This window comes from Caballeronia sp. LjRoot31 (assembly GCF_964253885.1).
Lineage (GTDB): Bacteria > Pseudomonadota > Gammaproteobacteria > Burkholderiales > Burkholderiaceae > Caballeronia.
This window is the reverse complement of record NZ_CAXURX020000002.1, coordinates 674,242-699,884: the sequence shown is the minus strand read 5'-3', so window position 1 is coordinate 699,884 and position 25,643 is coordinate 674,242. Positions and strand designations below refer to the sequence as shown.

At 60.9% G+C, this 25,643-nt stretch carries 22 protein-coding genes; 4 read left to right on the top strand and 18 right to left on the bottom strand.

Annotated features, from left to right (window positions below; all coding sequences use genetic code 11):
• Positions 1-54: 54 nt before the first annotated feature.
• The 7 genes from ACSQ8V_RS21545 to ACSQ8V_RS21515 are packed head-to-tail and all read right to left on the bottom strand — an operon-like array spanning position 55 to position 8,940.
• Positions 55-861, bottom strand: coding sequence for an enoyl-CoA hydratase/isomerase family protein (locus tag ACSQ8V_RS21545; RefSeq protein ID WP_436207092.1), 807 nt, complete (start codon positions 859-861; stop codon positions 55-57).
• 3 nt (positions 862-864) lie between these two features.
• The gene (locus ACSQ8V_RS21540) at positions 865-2,415 is read right to left on the bottom strand and encodes an AMP-binding protein (protein ID WP_436207091.1); all 1,551 of its coding nucleotides are present in this window, start codon (positions 2,413-2,415) and stop codon (positions 865-867) included.
• Positions 2,408-2,950: a (2Fe-2S)-binding protein gene (locus tag ACSQ8V_RS21535; protein WP_436207090.1), complete on the bottom strand. Its 543-nt coding sequence runs from the start codon at positions 2,948-2,950 to the stop codon at positions 2,408-2,410. Before ACSQ8V_RS21535 ends, ACSQ8V_RS21540 begins: the two co-directional genes overlap by 8 nt.
• Positions 2,947-3,762, bottom strand: coding sequence for an FAD binding domain-containing protein (locus ACSQ8V_RS21530; protein WP_436207089.1), 816 nt, complete (start codon positions 3,760-3,762; stop codon positions 2,947-2,949). Before ACSQ8V_RS21530 ends, ACSQ8V_RS21535 begins: the two co-directional genes overlap by 4 nt.
• Positions 3,759-6,839 carry a xanthine dehydrogenase family protein molybdopterin-binding subunit gene (locus ACSQ8V_RS21525; RefSeq protein ID WP_436207088.1) on the bottom strand — a complete coding sequence of 1,027 codons (3,081 nt, stop codon included), beginning with the start codon at positions 6,837-6,839 and terminating at the stop codon, positions 3,759-3,761. Before ACSQ8V_RS21525 ends, ACSQ8V_RS21530 begins: the two co-directional genes overlap by 4 nt.
• Positions 6,836-7,459 (bottom strand): UbiX family flavin prenyltransferase, encoded by a 624-nt coding sequence (locus tag ACSQ8V_RS21520; protein WP_436207087.1) that lies wholly within the window; start codon positions 7,457-7,459, stop codon positions 6,836-6,838. Before ACSQ8V_RS21520 ends, ACSQ8V_RS21525 begins: the two co-directional genes overlap by 4 nt.
• Positions 7,459-8,940 carry a UbiD family decarboxylase gene (locus ACSQ8V_RS21515; RefSeq protein WP_436207086.1) on the bottom strand — a complete coding sequence of 494 codons (1,482 nt, stop codon included), beginning with the start codon at positions 8,938-8,940 and terminating at the stop codon, positions 7,459-7,461. Before ACSQ8V_RS21515 ends, ACSQ8V_RS21520 begins: the two co-directional genes overlap by 1 nt.
• A gap of 252 nt (positions 8,941-9,192) precedes the next feature.
• Here ACSQ8V_RS21515 and ACSQ8V_RS21510 point away from each other — a divergent pair, with 252 nt between their 5' ends.
• A complete protein-coding gene (locus ACSQ8V_RS21510) occupies positions 9,193-10,113 on the top strand; it encodes a LysR family transcriptional regulator (RefSeq protein ID WP_436207085.1) in 921 nt (306 codons plus the stop codon).
• A 13-nt stretch (positions 10,114-10,126) separates the two neighbouring features.
• Here the strand turns inward: ACSQ8V_RS21510 and ACSQ8V_RS21505 are convergent, their stop codons facing one another.
• Together ACSQ8V_RS21505 and ACSQ8V_RS21500 are read right to left on the bottom strand one after the other, a co-directional pair.
• Positions 10,127-10,519 carry a VOC family protein gene (locus tag ACSQ8V_RS21505; protein ID WP_213761914.1) on the bottom strand — a complete coding sequence of 131 codons (393 nt, stop codon included), beginning with the start codon at positions 10,517-10,519 and terminating at the stop codon, positions 10,127-10,129.
• 26 nt (positions 10,520-10,545) lie between these two features.
• Positions 10,546-10,914: a YciI family protein gene (locus tag ACSQ8V_RS21500; RefSeq protein WP_436207084.1), complete on the bottom strand. Its 369-nt coding sequence runs from the start codon at positions 10,912-10,914 to the stop codon at positions 10,546-10,548.
• A gap of 221 nt (positions 10,915-11,135) precedes the next feature.
• Here ACSQ8V_RS21500 and ACSQ8V_RS21495 point away from each other — a divergent pair, with 221 nt between their 5' ends.
• Positions 11,136-11,534: a DUF6232 family protein gene (locus tag ACSQ8V_RS21495; protein ID WP_213761912.1), complete on the top strand. Its 399-nt coding sequence runs from the start codon at positions 11,136-11,138 to the stop codon at positions 11,532-11,534.
• A 106-nt stretch (positions 11,535-11,640) separates the two neighbouring features.
• Positions 11,641-11,970, top strand: coding sequence for a hypothetical protein (locus ACSQ8V_RS21490; RefSeq protein ID WP_436207083.1), 330 nt, complete (start codon positions 11,641-11,643; stop codon positions 11,968-11,970).
• Between the two features lie 1,257 nt (positions 11,971-13,227).
• Here the strand turns inward: ACSQ8V_RS21490 and ACSQ8V_RS21485 are convergent.
• The 8 genes from ACSQ8V_RS21485 to phnS form a co-directional block, all read right to left on the bottom strand.
• Positions 13,228-15,678, bottom strand: coding sequence for a glycogen/starch/alpha-glucan phosphorylase (locus ACSQ8V_RS21485; protein WP_213766162.1), 2,451 nt, complete (start codon positions 15,676-15,678; stop codon positions 13,228-13,230).
• A 250-nt stretch (positions 15,679-15,928) separates the two neighbouring features.
• Entirely contained in the window at positions 15,929-16,504 is a 576-nt protein-coding gene (locus tag ACSQ8V_RS21480; RefSeq protein WP_436207082.1) for a phosphonate degradation HD-domain oxygenase, read from the bottom strand.
• A 3-nt stretch (positions 16,505-16,507) separates the two neighbouring features.
• A complete protein-coding gene (phnY, locus tag ACSQ8V_RS21475) occupies positions 16,508-17,962 on the bottom strand; it encodes a phosphonoacetaldehyde dehydrogenase (RefSeq protein ID WP_436207081.1) in 1,455 nt (484 codons plus the stop codon).
• Complete coding sequence (phnA, locus tag ACSQ8V_RS21470) at positions 17,959-19,227, bottom strand: phosphonoacetate hydrolase (protein ID WP_436207080.1); 1,269 nt, start codon at positions 19,225-19,227, stop codon at positions 17,959-17,961. Before phnA ends, phnY begins: the two co-directional genes overlap by 4 nt.
• 160 nt (positions 19,228-19,387) lie before the next feature.
• Entirely contained in the window at positions 19,388-20,227 is an 840-nt protein-coding gene (gene phnV, locus ACSQ8V_RS21465) for a 2-aminoethylphosphonate ABC transport system, membrane component PhnV (protein ID WP_436207079.1), read from the bottom strand.
• Complete coding sequence (locus tag ACSQ8V_RS21460) at positions 20,217-21,116, bottom strand: 2-aminoethylphosphonate ABC transporter permease subunit (protein WP_255631531.1); 900 nt, start codon at positions 21,114-21,116, stop codon at positions 20,217-20,219. The genes phnV and ACSQ8V_RS21460 overlap by 11 nt, the downstream gene beginning before the upstream one ends.
• Positions 21,094-22,191, bottom strand: coding sequence for a 2-aminoethylphosphonate ABC transport system ATP-binding subunit PhnT (phnT, locus tag ACSQ8V_RS21455; RefSeq protein ID WP_213766157.1), 1,098 nt, complete (start codon positions 22,189-22,191; stop codon positions 21,094-21,096). Before phnT ends, ACSQ8V_RS21460 begins: the two co-directional genes overlap by 23 nt.
• Positions 22,192-22,253: 62 nt before the next feature.
• On the bottom strand, positions 22,254-23,345 hold the full coding sequence (gene phnS, locus ACSQ8V_RS21450) for a 2-aminoethylphosphonate ABC transporter substrate-binding protein (RefSeq protein ID WP_436207078.1): 1,092 nt from the start codon (positions 23,343-23,345) through the stop codon (positions 22,254-22,256).
• 315 nt (positions 23,346-23,660) lie between these two features.
• On the opposite strand from phnS, the gene ACSQ8V_RS21445 reads away from it, so the two are divergent.
• Positions 23,661-24,800, top strand: coding sequence for a 2-aminoethylphosphonate--pyruvate transaminase (locus tag ACSQ8V_RS21445; protein ID WP_436207077.1), 1,140 nt, complete (start codon positions 23,661-23,663; stop codon positions 24,798-24,800).
• A 22-nt stretch (positions 24,801-24,822) separates the two neighbouring features.
• Here the strand turns inward: ACSQ8V_RS21445 and ACSQ8V_RS21440 are convergent, their stop codons facing one another.
• Positions 24,823-25,578, bottom strand: a complete 756-nt coding sequence (locus tag ACSQ8V_RS21440; protein ID WP_436207076.1) for a DeoR/GlpR family DNA-binding transcription regulator — start codon at positions 25,576-25,578, stop codon at positions 24,823-24,825.
• Positions 25,579-25,643: the final 65 nt, after the last annotated feature.

Genomic DNA, 25,643 nt, shown 5'->3' with positions numbered 1-25,643 from the left:
ACTCTGGTCTCATGCAAGACGGTTGCTTATAGTGCGATGCAACCGTCGCCACTCTCAGCTACCGCGAAACACCGGCTTGCGTTTGCTATGGAATGCTTCCACACCTTCACGAAAATCGTCCGATGTACGCAGCCGGCTATAAGAATGCCCTTCAAGTTCGATAGCGATCGAGAGCGGTGCATCTTCCGTGTCATTGAGCAGCTTCTTGGCTGTGCGTTGTGCGAGCGGGGAGAACGCGCGCAGTTCATCGACGAGTGAATCAGTCGTGGCTTCAAGCTGCGCATCAGCTACGCACTCCACCGCGATGCCCCATTCATACGCCTGCTTGCCGGGAATCCGGCGCGAACGCATCACAATGTCCTTGGTCCTGCCAATGCCCACCATTTGCTGCAGGCGCGCCGATCCGCCCGAGCCCGGGATCTGGCCGAGCTTCTGCTCCGGCAGCGCGTAGAAGGTCGTGTCGGTCACAATGCGGAAGTCGCAAGCGAGCGACAACTCGAAGCCCACGCCGAAGCAGAAGCCGCGATTCGCCGCAATCACCGGCTTCGAGCAGCGAGCGGGCGCCGCGATATTCCACGCCAGTTTCGACACATGTTCCGGCGATGCTTCAAGGAAACCCTTGATGTCGCCGCCGCTCGAAAAATGCTCGCCGTTGGCGCGAACCACGATCACACGCACGCGGTCATCTTCGTCGAGTGCTTCGAACGCCGCGCGTAACTGGTCGCGTGCGTGCATCGAAATGACGTTGAACGGCGGACGATGCAAAATGATGTCGGCGCGCTCGCGTTTTTCATCGACTTCAATCGAGAAGCCGTCCAGGTCCTGCAACAGCGTCTGGCCGCGATGGGTCAAGTCAGTCATCGGTTACTCCTTCGTTGTTTCGGTAGGGTTGTTCGTGGTGTCGATGTCATATTCACCGGCAGACAATTTGCGGCGCAGGATCTTGCCGACCGGCGACTTTGGAATGTCGTCGACGAAAACGTAGTCGCGCGGACGCTTGAAATTCACGAGATCCGACTCGCGGCACCAGGCATCGAGCGCACCGGAATCGACGTAATCACGGCGCTTGATGAACGCGACCACGCGCTGTCCCCAGCGCTCGTCCTTCACGCCCGCGACCGCCACTTCGTCCACGGCGGGATGCAGCGACAACACTGATTCAATATCCACTGGCGAGATGTTTTCTCCGCCGCTGATGATCATGTCGTCCACCCGGCCGCTCACGAAGAGGTCACCGTCCTGGTCGAAAAAACCGGTGTCGCCGGTGAAGTACCAGCCGTCGCGCAGGGACTTCGCATTCGCGTCCGGACGATTCCAGTAACCTTCAAATGCTTCGTCGCCAAGCAGGTCCGCAATGATCTGGCCTTCCTCGTGCACGGCCGCGAAATCGCTCGGCGAGGCGGCATCCAACTTCACCACGCGCAGCCGCGTGTTGATCCCGGCACGGCCTGCGCTGCCCGGTTTGCGCGTGGCGTCCTGGTCGATGCTGAACGTGTACACCTCGGAAGAACCATAGTGGTTCACGAACAGTTCGGGCTTGAATGCGGTGGACAGACGCTTCAACAAGCCATCGCTCATGGGTGCGCCCGCGAAACCGAGCTTTGTCACCGAACCTATGCTTGCATTTGCAAAGCCGGGCGCGGCCAGCAGGTCGTGATAAAGCGTGGGCACGAGATACAGGCACGTGAGCTCGAACGCGCCAATCGATTCCAGCGCCAGTGCGGCGTTCCAGCGCCGCACGCAAACGAACAGGCCGTCGACCAGCGCCATGGCGAGCAGCGAACGCACGCCCATGGTGTGATACAGCGGCATGACGCCGAGCGTGCGCTCGCCGTAGCGGTACAGGTTCTGTGCGACGTGCGCTAGCGCTGCAGCGCGCTCATGCCGGTGGCGGCGCGGCACGCCCTTTGCCTTGCCCGTTGTCCCGGAGGTATAGAGGATCAGCGAGATGTCGTCGGCCGTGGCTTCTGTCGTGACACTCGCTGCCTGTCCGCTCAGCAACGCATCGAACGAAATCGTGCCGCGTGCATCGTCCAGTGCGATACGCGGCAGCCTCTGCGCCGCCTCGCTTGCATAAACCGCATCGGCGGAAACCGGTTCGAACACGACCGCTTTCGCGCCTGCATCGGTCACGCAGTAGTCGAGTTCGTCGGGCTTCGCGCGCCAGTTCAACGGCGTCATGACAATGCCAGCAAACTGGCAGGCCCAATGCAAGGTCGCCATTTCCCAGCGGTTTTGCAGCACTACGAGCAAGCGGTCGCCGCGTGCGAGACCCAGCTCGCGCAAACCACCGGCGGCCTTGAGGATGGTGTCGTGCCACTGCGCGTAAGTCAGCCTGATGTCGCCATCCACGAGGGCAAGCGTGTTGGGGCTGCGTTCAACGCTTTGCAAAAAAGTCCGGCCGAGATCAAGCATGTTCCGGCTCCTTCTTGCTGCTCTCGTTCTTCTGGTTGCGCAAAGCTGCAACATCGAGCACTGCCGCCACGATCGGCGTGTAGCCCGTACACCGGCACAGATGGCCCGACAGCATCTCGCGTACTTGCGTTTCGGTCGGGTCCGGTACGCGCTGGAGATAGTCCGCGCACGACATGAGAATGCCCGCCGTGCAAAAGCCGCACTGCAATGCGTGATGACGCTGGAACGCCCGTTGCAGATCGCCCAGCGTCTGATCGGGCGCGAGACCTTCAACCGTGTCCACACGGCGGCCCTCCACCTGCACCGCCAGCATCAGGCACGACCGGGCCGCCACGCCGTCCACTTGCACAGTGCACGCACCGCATACGCCATGTTCACATCCCACGTGCGTGCCGGTCGCGCCCAGTTCATGACGCACGAAATCGGACAACAGGTCGCGCGATTCGCAATAGCCCGTACGCTCCCGTCCGTTGAGCGTCAAGGTGATACGCCTGCGCTCGCCCCGCGCAAGCGTCGTCGATGATGTCTTGCTCACTTCGCCTCCTCTATCACGCGCCATCCAAGTTGCCGCACCAGATGGCGTCTATACGTTGCGCTGACATGGGTGTCGTCCTGCGCATTCAGCTTCCAGCTCAAGTCGTTCAGCGCGCCACGCAAGTCATCGCCGTGCAGCCTTGGCCATTGCTCGACCACCGGCCGGTCCGCTACGCCGCCCACGGCGATCCTGATCGATGTATCGGTGACCACCGTTGCGCACGCGACCATCGCGAAGTCGCCGTGGCGGGCAGAAAATTCGGTAAACGCGTATCGCTCGCCGGCTCGCTTCAGCGGGAACCGCACACCTTCAACCAGTTCGTCGGGCTCGCGCGCGGTCATCAACATGCCCTGGAAAAAATCTTCCGCCTTGAGCACGCGCTTGCGTTTCTTTGACCGCAACATGACGTCACCGCCGAGCACCGAGAGCACTAGAGGCAGCTCTGCGCTGGGGTCGGCGTGAGCAATCGACCCGCACACGGTGCCGCGATTACGGATCTGAAAATGCGAGATGTGCGGGAACGCGAGCGCAAGCAAGGGGACTTCGCTCTGCAATGACGGACGCCATTCCACGCTGCCTTGCGTGGCGGCCGCATTCACCACGAGATGACCGTGGTCAATGCTCACGCGGTCAAGTTCCTCGGTGCGAGAGATATCGACCAGTACCCGCGGTTGCGCAAGCCGCATGTTCAGCACGGCCATCAGCGACTGACCGCCTGCGAGAATGCGGGCCTCTTCGCCGGTTTGCGCGAGGGCCTCGAGCGCGTCGTGCGTGGAAACGGCGCGCAGATAATCGAATGGCGCCGGCTTCATGACTTCCTCCTGAAGCGCGCAACGAGCCTGCCGAGCCACGAAGCGCCACTCTTCACGGGCTTGCCCGCCGCCTGACGTCCCAGCGATTCAAACAGTTGGCGCAACACGACCTTCGCCGCGCCTTCAAGCATCCGTCCGCCTACCGCTGCGACCTTGCCCGATACCTGTGCCTCGTAGTCGTAGGTGAGCCGCGTGCCGGTACCAACGGGCGTGAGTTCCACGAGACCATTGCCACGCGCGCTGCCAAGCGACGACATGCCGGCGCCAGCGAGACGCAACCGGTGCGGCGGATCGAGATCGGACAGCGTGATCTCCGCTTCGAAGCGCGCCTTGATCATCCCGACACCCACGGTCACATCGGCGCGATACGCGTTCTCGCCCTTCGCTTCGAGCGCATGACAACCGGGGATCACCCTGGCGAGCGCGTTTGGATCGAGCAGTACCGCGAAGATCGCTTCCGGCGATGCAGCAAGATCCACGCTGCCTTGCGCGGTCAGCGCCTTGCCGCCGGGCAAGACCGGCTTCTTCTGCTGCATCTCCCGGAACTCGGGCCGCGATGGCTCCGGGTCATCGATACCGACCAGCGCCATCACCTTCGAAGGCGTGAGCGGCAAACGGATGTCATCGATACCGAGCGCGTCGGCCACTGCATTCGCCACGCACGGCGGCGTGCTCATGTTGTTGCCTTCGCCCAGTCCCTTGGCGCCAAGAGGCGTGCAAGGCGATGGCGTCTCCAGATGAATGATCATCGGATCGGGCACTTCGCAGGTGGTCGGCATCAGGTAATCGGCTAGCGTGCCGGACTGAAAACTGCCGTCGGCACCGTAACGAAACTCTTCCATCAGCGCCGCACCGAGCCCCTGCGCGAACGCGCCGCGAATCTGGCCGTCGGCGAGTGCGGGGTTCAGCAACGTGCCGGCATCGTGAGCGGTCACATAGCGGTCGATCCGCACGCGCCCGGTTGCACGGTCCACTTCCACGCCGCACATATCGAAGGCAAAACCATAGGCCGCCGATGTATTGATGCGGTCCTGCTCGTCGGGCGCGTCCATGTTTTCCGGCGTCCAGAACACCGTCTCGCGCAGACCTGGTTCTTCGCCTTCAGGCAGCAACGCAGGCGCCCAATGCGGGGCGTTGCTGGCCACGCGGCCGAAGGGCATTGCGCGGGTTTCGTCGCCTGCTTTGTAGATGCGTCCGCCTTCGAAACGGATATCGTCCGGCTTGCATTTAAGCTGCGCTGAAACAATCCGCGCCAGCTTGTCGCGAACGCGCATGGCCGCGAGATGTACCGTGCCGGCGACAGCTCCCGCAAAGCGGCTTGAATAATTTCCCGCCGCCACCGACCACGCGTCCTTGTAGGTATCGAACTCCACGTTCACCACGATCTCGTGCGGCGCGAGCCCGAGCACGTCCGCCACCACTTGCGCGCACACGGTCATGTGCCCCTGCCCCGCCGGCGTCGACGCCACTGTCACCACCACGCCGCCAAGCAGGTCGACGCTGACTGTCGCGCTCGCAATCGCACCGCTCTTAGGTCCTGCCTTCTTGCGTGCTTCGGCGGGCATCACCGTCGTGATGTAACCCATGTTCGATACCGACGGCTCAACGATCGCCGCGAAGCCGATGCCGTACAAACGGCCTTTCTTGCGTGCAGCTTCGCGGCGTGCCTTGAGCTCGTCGTAACCGCCCTCGGCGAGCGAGCGTTTCAACGCTTCCTGATAATTGCCCGAGTCCAGCAATGCACCGGCCGCTGCACGATAAGGGAAGGCGTCGGCGGGAACAAAATTGCGCCGGTACACGTCCAGCACATCCAGCTTCAACTCGATCGCGATGCGTTGCATCAGGCGCTCGAGCGCGAAATAAACCTGTGGGCCGCCAAAACCGCGCACGAGTCCCGTAGGCGTCTTGTTGGTCAGCACAACCCTATTCCGCACCAGCAGTCCGGGAATGGCGTAGGCGCCCGTTAAACAGCCGTGCATGCGATAAAACGTGGCAGGCTCGGGCGCGCGCAGATAACCGCCGCAATCCTCGATCTGGTCGTAGTTGAGCGCGGTGATCCGGCCATCGTTTTCCACGGCCGCTTCGAGCGTGGTCAGCCGTGCCGTGGCGGAGGTCGCCGCGCTCAGGTGTTCAAGCCGGTCTTCCACGTATTTCACCGGCGCGTTCGCCTTGCGCGAGGCCAGGCACATCAGCACCACGTACGGGAATACGGCCTGCTTCACGCCGAAGCTGCCGCCCGAATCGCGCGGCGCCTTGTGACGCAAACGGTTAGCCGGCACGTTCAGCGCGAGCGCCATCACTGCGTGCAGCGAGAACGGCCCCATGAAGTTCGAGGTAACCTCGTAACCTTCGTCGCCGGAAAGGTACTCGGCCACGACCACGGCGCATTCGATCGGCGCACAGGTATTGCGCGGATAGTGCGCTTCCAGCTTCACGCGATGCGGCGCGTTGCTGAATGCCGCTTCGGGCTCGCCGTAGCGAAAACTGCGGTCACTGATCACGTTGGTCTGGACATTCGGATGCAGCACCGGCGCATCGCTTTTGAGCGCGCCTTCTATCGATGTCACCGGGTCGAGCGTCTTGTACTCCACCTTGATCAGGTCGAGTGCGTCCTCGGCCAGCGCACGCGTTTCTGCCATCACGACCGCAACCGGTTCGCCGACATAGCGCACGCGATCGGTCGCAAGCGCCCACTGCTCCATCTTCGACTTCACGCCGACCACGAACGGGCGCGACCACGCAGCGAGGTCGTCACGCGTCAGTACCGCCCGCACGCCTTCGCATGCGAGCGCAGCGGTGGTATCGATGAAAATCAGTTCGGCATGAGCATGCGGTGAGCGCAGGACGGCCGCGTGCAGCGTTCCTGGCTTGATACCCAGGTCGTCGCCATATCGGCCGCGGCCAGTCAGGATGGCGGGGTCTTCGAAACGTTCGTACGACTTCCCAACATGCTTTGTTTTTGGCTTCACCGGCTGCGCCAGCGCCTCGTGCACTTCTTGCACCTCGTGCGCTATTTCGACCGCCTCAGACGCGCGCGCGTCGATACCGGCGAAACCGGTTGGTTCGCGCTGGTTCATTCGTCTGCTCCTTCGTCGCGTCGCGTGCCGAACTCATCGGCAAGACCACTCCATCGCCGGGCTATTTCACGGTGCTCGATGCTGAACAGATCGAGAATCCGGCCGACAGTATGGTCAACGACGTCTTCGATAGTCTTGGGATGCGCGTAGAACGCCGGGACCGGCGGCATGACGATCGCGCCCATCTCGGTCGCCATCGTCATGTTGCGCAAGTGCGCGAGATTGAGCGGTGTTTCGCGCGCCACCAGCACAAGACGGCGGCGCTCTTTCAGCATGACGTCGGCTGCGCGTGTGAGCAGGTTATCGGCAAAACCATTCGCCACTGCGGCCAGCGTTTTCATCGAACAGGGAGCCACGACCATGCCGCTGGTCACGAACGAACCGCTCGCAATCGACGCGCCGACATCACGAACGTTATGCACGACATCGGCCAGCCCATCGAGATCATGGCGCGTAAGCCCGAGCTCCTGCGCCGCCGTCACCGCACCCGACGCCGACACGATCAGATGCGTCTCGTGCGTGCCGATCCGGCGCAACGCGGCAAGCAGCCGCACGCCGATCACAGCGCCGCTCGCCCCCGAGATGCCGACGACCAGACGCGGTTTTTGATCGGCGCTCATTACTTCGCGCTCAGGTAGGTGTCGAAGCCGTCGTTATCGGGAGCAACGAGCGCGTCGAGATCGACCGCGTCGTATCCGGGAATCCGCACGCGGGTAAACACATGGCCCGAATAGACCACCGGCCGCGTGGCATCGAGACCCATCTTCGCGCTGATGCCCTGCAGATGCGGGGGCGCATCGTCGGGATGACCCACGGTCGTCGACGGGTCCAGCGGCGACCCTTGCGCGCCTTCGATCAACACAAGATCGTGGTCCGCCTGGAAACGCGTGGCGATCGCCCATTCAATTTCGGCAGGATCATGAATGTCCACGTCGGTGTCCACCACCACGACCTGCTTGATGTCGTAATGCGCGCCGAATGCACACAGGATCACGTTCTTCGCTTCGCCCTCGCGCTTCTTCGCGAGCTGCACCCACAGGTGATATCGACATACGCCACCCACTGAAAGATGCACGTCGGTCACACCCGGATGACTGCGTTGAAGGTGCGATAAAAGCGTCGCCTCGCGCGGAATCCCGCCGAGCAGCAAGTGCTCCATTTCGGCTGGCACGATGGTGTGATAGACCGGCTTCTGCCTATGCGTAACTGCCGTCACCTCGATCACTTCACGCGCTTCCCGCGCGCTGTAATACTTCGGAAACTCACCGAACGGGCCTTCCGCTTCGCGCACGTCCGGCAGGATGCGGCCTTCGATCACGATCTCCGCGAACGCCGGCACGCGCACTTCGTTCGTCACGCATTTAACGACCGGCAAGGGCATGCCGTGTAATGCGCCGGCAATCTCCAGCTCGTCGAAATCGATCGGAGAAATGGCCTGGGACGCGAGCATGGTCAGCGGATCAACGCCGATTGCGACAGCAATATCGAGCGCATCGCCAGCGGCTTCGGCTGCCTTCTGGAACGCATGAAGATGGCGCGGCAGCAGCAGGATCGCCATGCGGTCCCGGGCGTGAACCTGGATACGGTTGATCGAAACGTTCTGCACGCCGGTGCGGGGGTTTCGTGCAATCACGAGACCTGCGGTGATGTACGGACCGTTGTCGTGTTCGCTATGGGTGGGGATCGGCAGCAGCGCGTGAAGGTCGATACCGCTGGTATGCACGACTTGCTGGCAAGCGGCTTGCGCGGCGGGCACTTCTTTCCATGGCAGCGGATGATCCGCTGCATCGCGGAAACGTTGCAACAGGTCTTTCTCCACCACGCCCATAGCCTCGGCAATCCACGCGCGCCTGGACATAAAGCCGCTCACTACCGGCATGTCGTGACCGCCGGGGGCTAGGAATACTGCCGCTTGCTTGCCGTCGAGCCGCTTCGCCACGGCCGCAAGCTCGTGTTTCAGCGCGACCGGTTTGGCGATGGTCGCGACGCGTCCTGTGGCGGAGAGGTGGGCGAGCCAGCCACGCAGCGACAATACGTCGAAGGATTGGCGGGCAAGTGGGGTTGTTGCTGGGCCGTTCGTCGCGGCGTCACGTTGGTTCATCTGCGTCTCCATCATTTCTGAAATGAAGCGTAGCGACAACGCGATATAACTTCTAATACTGTTTTTTGATGTTCGCGATCAGTGGTCGTGATATCCGTGTTTGCCCTGATGTAAGTCTTTCGTTAGTAGATTATCAATACCATGGGACATGGGCGCGGTACCCTCTGACCGCGCGTGTGATAAATAGCGGCTGCTTCATTAGATCTATTGATAGCCTGCCCGCCGGGCCATTATCTTTACGAGCCGACCTACATGGACCTGAAGCAGATTCAGTATTTCATCGCCCTGTTCGAGGACGGTTCCGTCACGCGCGCGGCCAAGCGGCTGAACATCGTGCAGCCAGCCTTGAGCATGCAGATCGCCAAGCTGGAGGACGAACTGCATCAACAACTCTTTGAACGCGGGGCACACGGCATGGCGCCCACCGCGGCGGGACGCCTGATGTACCGCCTCTTCCTGCCGATCGTGCGGGACCTCGCACACGCGCGCCAGCAACTGGTGCAGCGTGACGAAGTGGTGACGGGACACGTATCGATCGGCTTGATTGCGTCGGTGACGGAGAGCGTTCTGGCGGATTCACTGTCACGGTTTCACGCTCGTTATCCGCATGTGGAAGTCACCGTAGCCGACGGTTACAGCGCGACTTTTATCGACTGGGTATCAGGTGGACAACTCGATGCCGCGCTGATCAACAAACCTCGGGCGCGCCTGTCACTCGACTCGCAGCCCTTGCTCGATGAAGAGATGGTGCTCGTCACCAGTGCCGTGCATGGTCCTGACCTGCCGCATGCCATCGATCTTGCGCAGCTTCCTGAACTCGAACTGGTGTTGCCCACGAAGCGCCATGGCTTGCGCGGCGTACTCGATACCGCCGCCCAGCACGAAGACGTACTACTCGCACCACGTTTCGAGATCGACGTGCTGAGCACGATCGTCAGGCTGGTCGAAAGCACGCGCTTTGCGACGATCCTTCCGCGCATCGTGGTGGAGCGCGCGGTGCGGCTCGGCACGCTGCGCGCCTATCCCATTCTCGCGCCGAGAATCGTGCGCCATATTGTGCGGATCAGCCATCCACGGCGCCCATTGAGCGCGGCTGCCGAAGCGCTGATTGCAATCATCGCCGACGAATTGCGGCTCGTCTCCAGCGAGTCGACGATGGAGGCGCGAGCATGACCCCGGCCCTTCTTTACCGCTCTTCAAGCACCGAGAGAATATTGCCCGCCGGGTCCTTGAACCAGGCAATCACCGGGCCTTCGGGGCCACGGCAGATCCCTTTGGCATCGGTCTTGAGACTCGGCATGTCGTAGTGTTCGAACTTCACGCCGCGCGCGCTCAGTGTGTCGACTGCGTGGTCCACGCTATCGACCGGGAAGTTCAGTACGGTGTATGTCGCCGGCACATGATCGGGCTTGGGATAGACCAGTACGGTGTTGCCACCCGCCAGATGCAGCTTGAGAATGCCCATGGGATCGCTCGTCACTTCGATGCCCAATGTCTCGCTGTAAAACGCCTTCGCTTCAGCGAGATCCTTCACCGCGAAGCCGCTGAACGCCGGGCTGTCTTTCAATAGCGTTTGCATTGTTTGCTCCTTTCAGTTTGTGCAAGTCATGCGTCCGGCCACGACGCGCGCAATTCCCTGACCGGCCGCACTTCCACCCCGCCCAAGCGAACGACGGGGAATCCTGACGCGATGCGCATCGCTTCATTTATGTCACGTGCCTCAATCAGGACGAAACCACCTACCTGCTCCTTGGTCTCCGCGAACGGACCTTCCGTAATCGAAACATCCTCGCCACGGACCCTGAGCGTGACCGCTTCCTTGGCGGAGTGCAGCGCCTGCGCCGCAATGAGCTGGCGGGTTTCGCGCAGACGCTCATCGTATGCCAGGGATTCATCGACTAGCGCGTCGTACTGGCGTTTCGACAGATCGTCGAGCACGCGTTCGTCAAAGACAATGAGGCACAGGAATTTCATCGATATCTCCGCTTAGGGGTGGCTTCACCCTGTAGACGCATGAGCAGGGTCGAAATCGACGGAAAGCGGGTGCAAAAAAGTATCGAAATGTAACGGATGGGATTGGAGTGCATGACCCGCTTTGCGCCGGGGCGAACTCTCATGCGGCGATGTGCGGGATGCCCGGAGGGGGGCGTGTCTGTTAATCTGCGCCTTTCTTTCCGCCGACAAGACTTCGAACCATGCAACAGGATCTCCCTTTCAACGAACGAGGTATTACGTTTGCCCGCGCTGGCCTGAGTGCGTCGGGCCAGTTGTTTCCATTGCGCGATTTACTCGGGGCAACGGTGGTGATGGTGCCGCGGCAGAAACCCTTGCCGATTACGCTGGGTGTGATCGGTTTGATCGTCGCGGTGACGGGTGGAATTCTCGGTTCAGGGCCGGCGTTGCTGCTGGGCGTGATGATTGCGGTAGTGGGATATTTGTCGTGGATTACGCAGGATGTGATCTACAGGATGTACGTCACGACGCCGGCAGGCGAACGTGAGGTGTTCACGACGAAGGACGAGGAGTTTGCGCAGCGCGTGGCGAAGCTGGTGCGCGAGGGCATTCCGGCGGTAGCCACGTCGGCGCCTATTTAACGTTTTCTTTACGCGGACCGCGGCGATCGATGCCCGTTGTTAATGCGTGGCTCGCTAAAGTGGTGTTGTTCCCACCACCGCCCGTCGCGAGACGGTGCAACATCCGATGCTTCAGGCAAGCGTTGTTTCCCCGGTCCGTTCCTCTTCTGTTCCTGTGGTCAAGCCGTTCGTGCGGGCCACGCGAAAGTTTCACACGGTAGTCGCGTTCGATCTCATCCTGCCGGGGCTTGACTCTAGCGGGCCACGCCGCGTTTTGCAGAAGGCGCTGGGGGGTGAGGCTCGCATGCAGGTGGTGGCGACCGATCGCCGGCATGATTGCGTCACGTTGCACGTTGAAGTGCCTTCGCGGACGTTGAATGATGTGATTGGGGTGGTGACTTCCCGGTTTGAGCAGGCGACCTTGGGGCATGCGACGACGTTCACGCTGCGGCAATAAAGTGGTTGGTTTCGCTCGCGCCAGGGTTGGCTTTGCTCGCGCCGGTGGATGGGGTTTTGAGGGGCCCGGTGCGCTGGTTCTTAAGGTTAGCGGTCAGGGTTGGCGCTGGATGTCCAGGTTCCAGAGTTAGTGGGCGGGGTCAGTGCCAGGTTGCTAGGTTCTGGGGTTAGCGGTCAGGGTCTATGCCGGGTTGCTAGGTTCTGGGGTTAGCGGTCGAGGTCAATGCCGGGTTGGTGCTTTCAGCCTTAGTGGTCTGCGAGAGTCGGATTTTCTCTTTATCACTATTAGCCACTGTGCGTGGCGGCACGTCATTTCTTTGTCCAAAGCGACAAAGAAATGAAGCAAAGAAAACGCTTTCAAACACGCTACCCTAAGTGTCCACAGCGTGCAGTTTCTATTCATAGGTGCCCCAAAAGCACGGTGCTCGCCAGAGCGGAGGATGTGTGAACCCCTCCTTCTCGCGAATCCTGACACGAACACGCTTCGCCCCGTACGCTCTCGGGCAAGCACAATTGCTAAGGAACCCGCACTGCCTTACGGGTATTTATGGCTGCGGTTTTTTGACAGGTTACCTACCTGGTCTGTGCGACCGTATTTCGTAGGCCACAGCTTGATGCGTGTTTGTGTTTACTGCTTCAGTTTTTATGAATTGGCTGCGCGTTCTGTACAGCTATTTTCGTCGGTTACGGCCGCCCGCGTCTTCGCGACCTCATTTTCAGCAGGGTTGGCGACGTGGTTCGAGGCGCGTACACATTTGGAGGGTGGTCGTCCGCGGATAGCGCGGGGTGCTCCTTGGGCAGGTTCAATCACTGGTGGCGAAGCGTGTGGGTATCGGTGTTCGTAGAAGGAGGGGTTCACACATCCGTCGCTCTGGCGAGCACCGTGCTTTTGGGGCACCTATGAATGAAAACTGCACGCTGTGGACACTTAGGGTAGCGTGTTTTAAAAGCGTTTTCTTTGCTTCGTTTCTTTGTCGCTTTGGACAAAGAAATGACGTGCCGCCACGCACAGTGGCTAATAGTGATAAAGAGAATATCCGACTCTCGCAGACCACCACGGCCGAAAGCACCAACCCGGCATAGACCCTGACCACTAACCCCAGAACCGACCAACCCGGCATTGACCCCCGACCACTAACCCCAGAACCGACCACCCCAGCATAGACCCCGACCACTAACGCCGAAAGCACCAACCCCTGACAACCGAGCCCCCCTCGCACCATCCCCCCCAAAACCCGTCCACCGGCGCGAGCAAAAACTAAACGACCAAGGGCTCAACATGCCAAATATGCCTGGCATACTCCGCAATCGTCCGGTCTGACGAAAAAATCCCCATCCCCGCGACATTTTCAATCGCACTGCGCGTCCACGCTTCCTTATCGAGGAATTTCGCATCGACGTCCGCCTGAGCTTTGTCGAAACTCTCAAAATCCGCCAACACCATGTAATGATCGCCCCAATCCACCAGCGTATGGAAAATGTCATAGAACCGATGCGGCTGGTCCGGCGAAAAATGCCCAAGCCGAATCTGATCGAGCGCCAACTTCAGTTCAGGATTCTCCTCGTAAATATGCCGCGGCCGGTATCCCGTCGCCCGCAACGCATCAATCTCTTCAGTCGAGTGCCCAAAGATAAACATGTTCTCGCGCCCAACGGCGTCGCAAATCTCAATGTTCGCGCCATCCAGCGTGCCAATGGTCAATGCCCCGTTCAACGCGAGCTTCATATTGCCCGTACCCGACGCTTCAGTCCCCGCCATCGAAATCTGCTGCGATAAATCCGCTGCCGGAATGATCAGTTCCGCCACGCTCACACCATAGTTCGGAATGAAACCGACCTTCAACCGGTCACCAATCAACGGATCGTTGTTAACCTTCTCCGCCACGTCGTTAATCAACTTGATGATCGTCTTGGCCATCTTGTACGCCGACGCCGCCTTGCCGGCAAACATCACCACACGCGGCGTCCACGCCTTCTCCGGCTGCTCGCGAATCCGGTTGTACCGCACAATCACATGCAGGATATTAAGCAACTGCCGCTTGTATTCGTGAATGCGCTTGACCTGCAAATCGAACAGCGCATTCGGGTCGATAATCGCCCCCGTCTCCAACTTCGCACGCGCGGCGAGCCGTACCTTGCTCGCAAACTTCGCATCGTGAAAGGCTTTGGTGAATTCAGGGTCATCGCGCCATTCACGCAGCCGGGCCAACTCGAACAAATCAGTCCGCCAGCGCGGCCCAAGCCGTTCATCGATCAACGACGACAGCTTCGGACTCGCCTGCGACAACCACCGCCGCGGCGTAATGCCGTTCGTCACGTTCGTGAAACGTTCAGGGTACATGCGCGCGAAATCGGCGAAAATATTTTGCGTCATCAACTGCGAATGCAGCTTCGACACACCATTTACCGTGTGGCTGGCAACAATGGCCAAGTGCGCCATGCGAACACGCCGCTGACCATATTCATCGACGAGGGAAATACGGCGGATCAGGTCCATGTCGCGCCCGAACTTCTCACCCACCTGCTTGAGAAAATCCGCGTTGATGTCGAAGATGATCTCAAGGTGGCGCGGCAACAGCCGCGACAGCATTTCCACGTCCCAGGTTTCCAGCGCCTCGGGCATCAAGGTGTGGTTCGTGTACGAGAACATTTGCTGAATCAGCTTCCACGCCTTGTCCCACGGCAAATGATGCGTATCGACCAGCAAACGCATCAGCTCGGGAATAGCCAGCACCGGGTGGGTGTCGTTCAGATGCACCGCCACCTTCTCCGCCAGCCGCCCAAAATGCGTGTGCGTGCGTTGATATCGGCGGATCAGATCCTGCATCGTCGCGGAAACAAAGAAGTATTCCTGGCGCAAACGCAGTTCGCGGCCGGCCTGCGTGGAGTCGTCCGGATACAGCAGACGCGACACATGTTCGGAGGTGTTCTTCGCTTCCACCGAGCGGCGATAATCACCTTGGTTGAACGCGGACAAGTCGAATTCATCGGTCGCCCGCGCCGACCAGAGGCGCAACGTATTGGTCGCGGTCGTGGCAAAACCGGGGATCACGGTGTCGTACGCCATGGCGTTCACGTGTTCCGTGTCGATCCATTCGGTCCGGTCGCCATGACGTATCGTGCGGCCGCCGAAATGGATCACATAGTTCACTTCCGGCCGCGGAAACTCCCACGGATTACCCGCGCGCAGCCAGTAATCGGGCGTTTCGACCTGATTGCCGTCAACAATGGTCTGCCGGAACATGCCGTATTCATAGCGGATGCCATAGCCAAAGCCGGGAATGCCGACGGTCGCCATGGAGTCGAGAAAACACGCGGCAAGGCGGCCCAAGCCACCGTTGCCAAGCGCCGCATCCGGCTCCAGGTTTTCTAACGTATTGAGGTCGATCCCAAGGCCGGCAAGCGCGTCCCGGACTTCGTCGTGAATGCCGAGCGCAAGCAACGCGTTGGTAAAAGTCCGGCCAATCAGGAATTCCATCGACAGGTAGTAGACACGCTTTACATCCTGCTCGTACTGCTGGCGCGTGGTTTTCATCCAGCGCGCCACCAGCCGGTCGCGGACCGCCAGTTCGGCCGCATGGAGCCAGTCGCGCGGCTGCGCGGTGACGGCGTCCTTGCCGACTCCGTACATGAGACGGTTGGAAATGGAGCGCCTGAGCGCATCGACGGTGCTGTTCAGCTGTTCGAATTCCAGGTCGACGGATGTCATCGAACTCTCCAGAAATGCATTGCTGGACAACGCGCTGGGTACGAGCCGCGTTCTGTCAAGCGGGACGGGGCCGGGTGAACAGGCAGGTTACGCTATTTTTATTTTTTTGGGTATTGGCCCCGGCGGCCGTGGAATCGGCACGACATCCGCCGGCGGTCCGTCCTTTTGTCGCATTTCCGTCATCGGGAACAGCGTGGCTGATCCGGAAACAGAATTGTTAATTACTTTGGTTTCCTGATCATGGTCGTGTTTAAGCGCGATTTGATGACACCGCGCTGTGCCCTTCCGCAAGCCTTTCGATTAGCTGAATATAGTGGTCGATCGGCGGCGTAACGCGCTCCGGGCGCTTGGCAAGATCATCCCAGCGGCGCAATGAAAGCGCGTCCTGCGCGAAGGGCTTGCGCATGAAATCATCCGCTTCTTCCTTGCTGAAAATGCCGCCTTGCAGTTTCAGGCTACGGACCGAGTCCGCTGATAGTGTCGAAAAATAATCGCTGTCGATTTCACATAGACAACGTTTCGCGTCCACGTGCAGACGGATCGGCTCGAGCACGGCATCGCCGAACAGCGGCCGCAGGAAGGGCAGCGCGAAATACTGGTGCAAGTCGTCGATACCCCGCTCGGTCGGCGTCTCGCCCTGGAGATTCAACAAGTGGCCCAGGTCGTGCAAAAACGCCGCGCCAACGAGTGTTTCGTCGGCGCCCGCCTCCTCGGCCAGCGCAGCCGTCTGCAACGCGTGCTGGAGTTGCGTGACGGGTTCGCCGCTATAGGCAATGGCGCCGTAGGTATCGAAGAGATGACGAATATCAGTAAGCGTGAGCGCCATGATTCATGCCCAGGGTAAAGAAAAAGTCTTGAGGTTCGTGAAGCTTTTCATCGCTTCCTGCACGCCTTCCTTGTAACCCAGACCCGAATCCTTGATGCCGCCGAACGGCGTCAGCTCGATCCGGTAACCTGGCACTTCCCACACGTTCACCGTGCCCACGCGCAGTTCGTTCACGAAGCGCGTGATCAGGTCCGCCCTGTCCGTACATACGCCGGACGACAAACCGAACGCCGTACCGTTGCTGATACGAATGGCGTCGTCGATGGTATCGAATTCGATGATCGGAGACACCGGCCCAAAGGTTTCCTCACGCACCAGCGTCATGGACGGATCAACACGATCAAGCACCGTGGGCGAATACAGCGCGCCATTGCGATGATTCCCGCAGAGCAGCCGCGCACCCTTCGATACCGCTTCGTTCACGCGCGCTTCGAACAAGTCGGCGGCGGCCGCGTCGATCACGGTGCCCATCTGGTTGGCGGGATCGAAGGGATCGCCGTGAGTCCACGCAAGCGTTTTTTCCACCACGAGTTCCGTGAACCGGGCGGCGACGCCCTTTTGCACGAGCATGCGTTTGACCGCTGTGCAGCGTTGCCCGGAATTCTTGTACGAGCCTTGCACGGCCAGCGTTGCCGCGCGCTCCAGGTCGGCGTCGTCGAGCACGATCAGCGGGTCGTTGCCGCCGAGTTCCAGCACCACGCGCCGATACCCCGCCCTCGCCGCAATCTCCTTGCCGATCGCCACGCCACCGGTAAAAGTGACGAGATCAGCGTGCCGGTTCGTCACGAGTTCTTCGGCGATCTCGCGCGGGTCGCCCGTTAAAACCTGCAGCATGGGTGCGGGCAAACCGGCTTCGTACAACACGTCGGCCAAGTAATACGCCGACAACGGCACCTTCTCCGACGGCTTCAGGATCACGCGATTGTTCGTTGCAATAGCCGGTGCAAGTTTATGCGCGACCTGATTCATCGGATGATTGAACGGTGTGATCGCGACGATCACGCCGGCCAGCGGCTCGCGTTGCGAGAACACGCGGCGGGCCTTGCCGTGCGGAGTAAGGTCGCAGGAAAAACTCTGGCCGTCGTCACGCAACGCTTCCATCGCGGCGAATTTGAGCACGTCGGTAACGCGGCCAATTTCATAACGCGAATCCTGTTTCGACAAACCTGATTCAAGCGAAATAAGATCGGACGCTTCTTCCGTTCGCTCACGCAGTAACCCGGCAGCGCGTTCGAGAATCTGCGAGCGTTCATAACGCGTCAGCGTCGAGCGGTAGTTCACCGCGTACTCGAATGCGTCGCGCACGTCGTCAACGCTTGCCATCGGCACGGTGCCAACGCGGGTATTCGTGTAAGGATCGAAAACATCGATAGTGCGTGCACGCGCCACGCGCTCACCTTTGAGGCGCAGCTTTTCGACCCGCAGTGCCTGGTGCTCAACCGCGAGAACGGCGCTCATGATGCAAGCTCCAGGTGGTTCAACGCGATGCTGAAGACGTCGAAGTTGCGCAAGCGTTTCCCGTCCTGCTTCGACTCGAAACCATCGGTCGGACGATTGAACAACAACGGCACTTCCTGCTCGGACACGCCGCCATGCGAGCGCAACGGCACGGTCAATCCCGACAGGTCATGCTCCGCACGCCGGGTGCCGAGCGCCGTGTTGCGCCCGCTCACGACCACGAGGTCGCCCACGCGATCGTTGGGCAATTCAAAGCGCTCACATGCAGCCGCGTTGTCGAGCACGATATCCACGCCCGGCAACGCAGCAATGCGCGCCGCCAGCGCTTTTGCATCGACGGAAGCCGGCAGGTAGATGGTCGCGAACGAACCAAGCGCCCCGTGGTGGACCACATAGGGATCGGTAATCGGCAGGATCACACGCGCATTCGGAGCGTCCAGCGTTTCATCCAGCCAGTCTTGCAGGTACACCACGTTCGGCTCGCCCGTTGCGGCGTCGTGCTTCGCGTTCATGCCGTGGTCGGCGGTGAGGCCGATCACCGCGCCGAGTTCGTTCAGGCGCGCGAGGTAACCGTCCATCATCGCGTAGAACGCGTTCGCGCCGTCCGTGCCGGGCGCGCATTTATGCTGCACGTAGTCGGTCGTCGAGAGGTACATGAGGTCAAGCTTGCGGGTCTCGGCAAGCCGCACGCCAGCCGCGAACACGAACTCGGAAAGGCCGGCGCTATACACGTCCGGCACGGGCTTGCCGACCAGTTCAAGCACGTTCTCGATGCCGTTCTCCGCGAGCGTCACCGCGTCCGCTTTCTCCGCCGAGAAACAGATGCCGTCGAGTTGCCAGCCGAGCAGTCGGCGCAGCTTGTCCTTCGCCGTAACCACTGCCACCTTCTCGCCGCGCCGCGCAGCAGCCGCGAGGATCGTGCCGGCGCGAAGGTAGGCCGGGTCGTTCATCATGACTTCGGCACCCTTGCCGCCGTTCGCTTGCGGGTCGAAGAAATAGTTGCCGCAAATGCCGTGCACCGAAGGCGGCACGCCCGTCACGATCGACAAGTTGTTCGGGTTGGTGAACGACGGAATCACGCAGTCGGCCCGGAAAGCGGACCCGCCACGCAGCATCGTGCCGATAAACGGTGCGACACCCGCCGCAACGGCCGCTTCAAGGTAATCGTATTCGCAACCGTCGACGCAGACGACAACAGTCAGCGCGCGCGCCGGACCATAAGCGCGGCCATTAACTTCCATGAGCATTTCGGTGGACGTGGACATGAGCTTCCTTTCCGTGATGAACCAGCGGTTTGCCCGCCCGTTTGCTGCCGTCAGGGCTAAGCGCGTGATTCCATATTTTGATGCACAACGCCAATATTTGCCACATTTTTCGGCGCAAAAAAGTCCCGAAAAATGGGATTTTCGGGAGAACCAGGCTGGATCAGGCCATTCTCCGTCGTGGCACTTTTGCCGCGATCAGCAACAATGCAGCGAGCGAAACCGCCAGCAAGATCAGCGAAAGCGCCGACGCCGGCAAGTAATAACCGCGATTCACCTGCCCGACCACCACGATCGGCACGGTCGCAAAACCCGGCGGATAGACGGTCAATGTCGCGCCCAGTTCGCCCAGCGATAAGGCAAACCCCAGTGCGAGGCTCGCGCGGATCGCGGGGACCAACTGCGGCAGGACAACACGCGAGAGGACCATCGAAGGCGGCGCGCCGAGACTCGCTGCCGCTTCACGCAAGATCGTGAGTTCGGGGCGCAGCGCGGCGGCTGCACATCGATAACAAAAGGGCAGCACGAGCGCGAGTTGAACCAGCACCACGATTGCCGCCGAGCCCGAGATATCCAGCGGTTTCTTGTGATACGCGATCAGCACGGACAGCCCGAGCACGACGCTCGGCACGCCGTTGGGCATCATCGCGATGGTGTCGACCCACGCGCCCACGCCGCGGCGGTCACGGCCTTCCAGCGCCAGTGCAAGCCACAGGCCAAGCACGGTACCGAGCACGGCGACACCGAAGCCAACTTCAAGGCTCGTAGTCAACGCATCGAAGTCGCTGGAGCCCAAACGTTCGAACCAGCGCATGCTGAAACCATCGGGGAAAATGGTTCCCGACCAGTGCGACGCCACGCTGGACAACGCCACCACGATCACCGGCAACACGAACAGCCAGAAGCACAGCAGCGCAGCAAACGCGGTGAATGCCCATGCGCAGATCCGCTTCAGCGAATGCGGCTTCGACGTCGTTACGGGCAGCGTGAACTCAGTTGCCATTGCGGCCTCCCGTGCGTCGATTGACTCGTCTATACAGCGCGTACAGCGAGAGCGACATCGCCAGCATCACGACGGCGCCGGCGGCTGCCGTCGGCAAGTCGAGATCGACCGTGGCCGAGCTGTAGATCGCCATTGGCAACGTGATCAGATGCGCACTGCCGAGCACCAGCAAAATGCCGAACTCATTGAGCGTCAGCAGGAAACACAGGATCGTGCCCGCTGCAATGCCGGGCCACGCGAGCGGCAAGATGACCTTGAACGCGACCATCCAGCCGCTCGCGCCAAGACTCTTGGCGGCTTCGATCAGGCGCATGTCGAGCGTAGCGAACGACGCGAGCGTGGGCCGTACGACGAACGGCGCGTAGAACACGACCTCCGCCAAAATCACGCCGCCGATACCGAACAGGAAGTTGAGCGGCGGGTCCTGCAGGTTGAAAAGCCGCTGCAATCCAATGCTCACCGAGCCTTGCGAACCATACAAAAAGATCAGCGTGAACGCGACCAGAAACGACGGGAATGCGACGAACAATTCGAGGAACCGGGTGACAAGCTTCGCCCCGGGGAATGGCTTGAAAAACAGCATGGCCGCGAGCAGCACGCCGAGCACTGAAGCGAGTGTCGCACTGCCGAACAAGATGCCGAGCGTCGTGCCGATCACGCCGCTCGTCTCGGGATTGGTGAAAAACGCGGTGTACGCATGCAAGCTCAGGCCGTGCGCGCCGGCCACGCTCAGCCGCAGGAGCTGCACCAGCGGATAGATGACCAGCGGACCCAGCACCACCACGAGAATGAACCACAAATGCCACTGCGCCAGCCGTTCGCGACGCCGCTTGGCGGCGGTATGCGCAACGTCGTCGACTACGTGGTCACTCACTGATAAGGACGACATCGTCAACCTCATGGCGTAGGGAAACGCGCGCACCCTTCACGGGCATCGGGCCGTGGGCACGCTGCATGGTGACCAGCACAGGTTGATCGGGCAGTGCGTCGATCATGACCGATATCGACAAGGCCGCGCCGTACCACTCCACCGAAGCGATCGTGCCATGCAGTTGGGCATCGCCCAGCGGTACGATCGAAAGGCACTCGGGACGCACGCATGCCACGTGGTCGCGATCGTCGTGACGAGGATCGCCGATGGGGAACATGATGGAAGGCGGCAACAGGTTCGCCGCGCCAAGATAGCGCGCGACGAATGCATCCTTCGGGTTGTCGTAGAGTTCGCGCGGCGTGCCGAGTTGCGCAATGCGGCCATCGCGCATCAGCAACGTGCGGTCGGAGAGCACGAGCGCATCGTCCTGATCGTGCGTGACACACACGATGGTCAGGTTCGGCAAACGCTCATGCAACGCCTTGAGCTCGGTGCGCACGGAGGCGCGCAGGTTGGCATCGAGTGCGGACAGCGGCTCGTCCAGCAGCAGCACGTCCGGCTCGATCACCAGCGCCCGCGCCAACGCCACGCGCTGCTGCATGCCGCCCGACAACTGCGCGGGCATCACGTGCCCTGCGTCGCCGAGTTGCACGAGCTTGAGCGCATCGGCTACGCGCCGTGCGATCTCCCCTGCTTTCAGACGCCGCGCCCGCAGACCGAACGCGACGTTGTCATACACCGACAGATGCGGAAACAGCGCATAACTTTGAAACAGCAAGCCGAGATTGCGCTTGAACGGCGGCACATGCGTGAGGTCACGCCCGGCCACCGTCAACGTCCCCGCCAGCCCGTCCGCCTCGATAAAGCCCGCGATAAACCGCAGCAACGTGGTTTTGCCGCATCCACTACGGCCAAGCACGGTGAGCAGTTCTCCGCGCTCGATGGTCAGCGACAGGTCATCGAGCACGGTGCGTGTGCCAAAGCGCACGCTCAGGCGGTCAATACGCACGCCGCCGTGCGCGTGCTGATTTGAATCCACGGCGGCGGCATCGCGAGTGGCCGGAGCCAGCGTCAAAGTGTTCACGGTTCGCATCCTTGAGAGCTTGGGGAAAACAGGACGAGCCCGAAGATCAAAGCAGGTTAAAGCTCAGACGCTCAGGACTTCGGCTTGACGACCTCGAGCTGTTTGTCGGAGTTGCCGATCACGTCGTTTTTCCAGCGCGTGGTCCATGCAGCCTTCTTCTCCATCACCTGGTTCCAGTCAACCGGAATCAGCTTCACGCCCGCAATGGCCTGCTTGACCGTCTCGCCGTTCTTACCCGCGAGCGGTACGTCGGTACGGCCCGGAATGCCGTAGATATCCGGTACCTTCGACTGCACTTCCTTCGACATCAGGTAGTCCACCAGCTTCTTGCCTTCCGCCTGGTTCGGGCCGCCCTTGATCAGGCCGATTGCGTAGGGCAACTGGAACGTGGTCGGTGCGTCGCCGGGCTTGGCCGAGAGGAAGATCGGCTTGAGGGACAGGCCGCCGTTGGTTGAGTCGTCAAGGTCCATCTGCAGGTCGCCATTGGCGAACGCGATCTCGTTGCGTGAGAGCAGGACATCGAGATACCCCGTGCCCTTGGTGTGGAATTTTGCGCTCTTTTCCAGATCCTTCAGGTAGTCGAACGCCTTGTCTTCGCCCATCAGCGCGCTCGTCAGGATGATCACGGCCATGCCGTCGCCGGCGGTGGCGGGATTCGAATAGGCGATCTTGCCGCTGAAGTCGGGATGCAGCAGGTCACCAAACGTCTTCGGAGCGGTCTTCGTGATTTCAGGGTTGATCGCGAACGAGAAATAGTTGTTTACGAAGGTCGCCCAGGAACCGTCCGAGGCTTTGGCGATTGCCGGTACGTTCTTGTAGTTGACGCTCTGGTACGGCTGCAGCAAGCCGCTTTGCGACGCCTGCTGAATGAACGGCGGCAGCGTGACAAGCACGTCCGCTTTCGGCGAATCCTTCTCCACTGTCGCGCGATTCACGACTTCCCCGCTACCCGCAATCACGATATTGACCTTCACGCCTTCCTTCTTTTCAAAGGCCGGCAATACATCCTTGTACAGGTTTTCCAGACCATCGGCGCTGTACAGCACGACTGCATCGGCAGCAAAAGCCGGCGCCGTCACGGCACCGGCAAACGCAGCCACGGCCAGCGCCGGCAGCACGCGCTGCGCGACGAAACGGGAAGCGGGAAAGCGATTTTTTGTCATGGTGCTTGTTTCTCCGGGAAGGCGGATACAACCAGGTGGCGTGAAGGTAGACACACATTTTTCCAGGCATCGGCTGGATTCTTTTGGGTCCGATGCGTCGGATGATTCATTGGCGCAGCGTCCTGAATTTCAGTGCGCGAGCAACCCGAACGAAGCATCACAGAACTTCGTGACAGCGACGTGACGATGCCACATTTTTCCAATAAAGAACACATTTCGCCAAAATTCCGCTTAGACTATTTCATGCCTGCCGAACGATGCCGAGTTGTCGACTAGAGCCTCAACCCCACCGTCGAGCGGCGCCTGTTGCCATGAATGGAGGAAAACGTGATCAACGGAAGTGACCCGATTTTGCTGACCCCTGGCCCACTGACTACATCGCCTGCCACCCGCCAGGCGATGCTGCGCGACTGGGGTTCCTGGGATGCGGCTTTCAACAGCATGACAAGCGATATCTGCCGCGACCTGCTTGCGATCGTGTCCGGCCAAAAAGATTTTGTGTGCGTTCCGATGCAAGGCAGCGGCACGTTTTCCGTGGAGGCCGCGCTCGGTTCACTCGTGCCGCGCGACGCCGTGGTGCTCGTGCCAAACAACGGCGCGTATTGCACGCGCTTGCTGAAAATACTGGAGCGGCTGGGCGTGGCGTCGGTCGAACTGACGTTTCGCGATGACGAGCCGGCGAGCGTCGCGCGGATCGAGGACATGTTTCACCGCGAGCCGCGTATTACGCACGTGGCGCAGGTGCATCTGGAGACGAGCGCGGGTTTGCTGAACCCGCTCGACGACATCGCGGCGTTGTGCAAGCAACATGGCAAGAGCCTGATCGTCGATGCAATGAGTTCGTTCGGCGCGTTGCCTATCGATGTATCGAAGGGCGGTATCGACGCAGTGATTTCGGCCAGCGGCAAGTGTCTTGAAGGCGTGCCCGGGATGGGTTTCGTGATCGTGCGACGCACGCTGCTGGAAGCGTCGGTGGGGAACTCGCGCTCGCTCGCGCTGGATCTCCACGATCAATACACGTACATGATGAAGACCACGCAATGGCGCTTTACACCACCTACGCATGTGGTCGCCGCGTTGCGCGCGGCGCTTGATCAGTTCATCGCGGAAGGGGGGCAGCCGGCACGTGGCGCGCGCTATCGCCGCAATTGCGCGGCATTGATCGAGGGTATGGCGGCGCTGGGTTTCAAGCCGTTCCTGGATGCCGCTGTGCAGGCGCCGGTGATCGTTACGTTCCACGCGCCGCACGATCCGGCCTACGATTTCAAGCGCTTTTATGAAGCCGTCCGCGATACGGGTTATGTGCTCTATCCGGGCAAGCTGACGGAAGTGGAGACGTTCCGCGTGGGGTGCATCGGCGCAATCGATACGAACGAAATGTTTAACGCGGTAGCGGCCATCGGGCGGGCGCTGGGCGCGCTGCACGTGCTACCGGCAGACGTGATGGCAGCGTGAGATCAGCGTGAAGCCCGGGCATTCAGGCGATCACCAGCTCCGGCCCTCGTGCGGCGATTGCGCGGCGCATGGCTTTGTCGGGCGCGACTTCGGTGATCAGGTAACGCGCCTTCTCGAAGTCGCGAATACGCACGGGCGTGACGTTGCCGAACTTCGAGTTGTCCGCAACGATAGCCGCCGCGCTCGCCGCCAGGATCATGCGGCTGCGCACTTCGGCGGCGAGGCGCGAATAGTCGGTCAGGAAGCCTTCGGGCGTGATCGCGCCCGCGCCGACAAACGCGAAATCCACGTGATATTGCGAGAGTTGCTGCACGGTATCCAGCCCGAATACCGCGTCCTCGTTGTCCGAGAGTTCACCGCCGAACAGCGTGACCTTGTTGTCGTTGCGCCGGCCGAGCAGCAGCGCGATGCGCCAGTCGTTGGTATAGACCGCCAAGCGGTGCCGGTCGCCGAGTGCGCGCGCGACGGCCTGGGTCGTGCTGCCCGAGTCGATGATCACCGACGCGCCGTCGGGGACGAGTTGCGCGGCACGCTCGCCGATCGCGCGCTTGGCGGCGGCGTTCGCGGCTTCCCGCACGTCGAGGTCCGGCTCCCGGCGATCATTGGACAGCGCGCCGCCGTGGGTGGTCGCGATCAGGCCGCGTTCAGCGAGAGCATTGAGGTCGCGACGGATAGTCTCGCGCGACACGTCGAGTGCGCGCACGAGTTCGGCGACCGACAACGCGCCGTTCTTCGACAACTCCGACAGGATGTATTGATGACGTTGTTCGGCAAGCATCGAGTGCGGCCGGGCATGCCGGCAATGAATGAACTAGCGAATGGATAGGCAGGATAGCCCCGAAG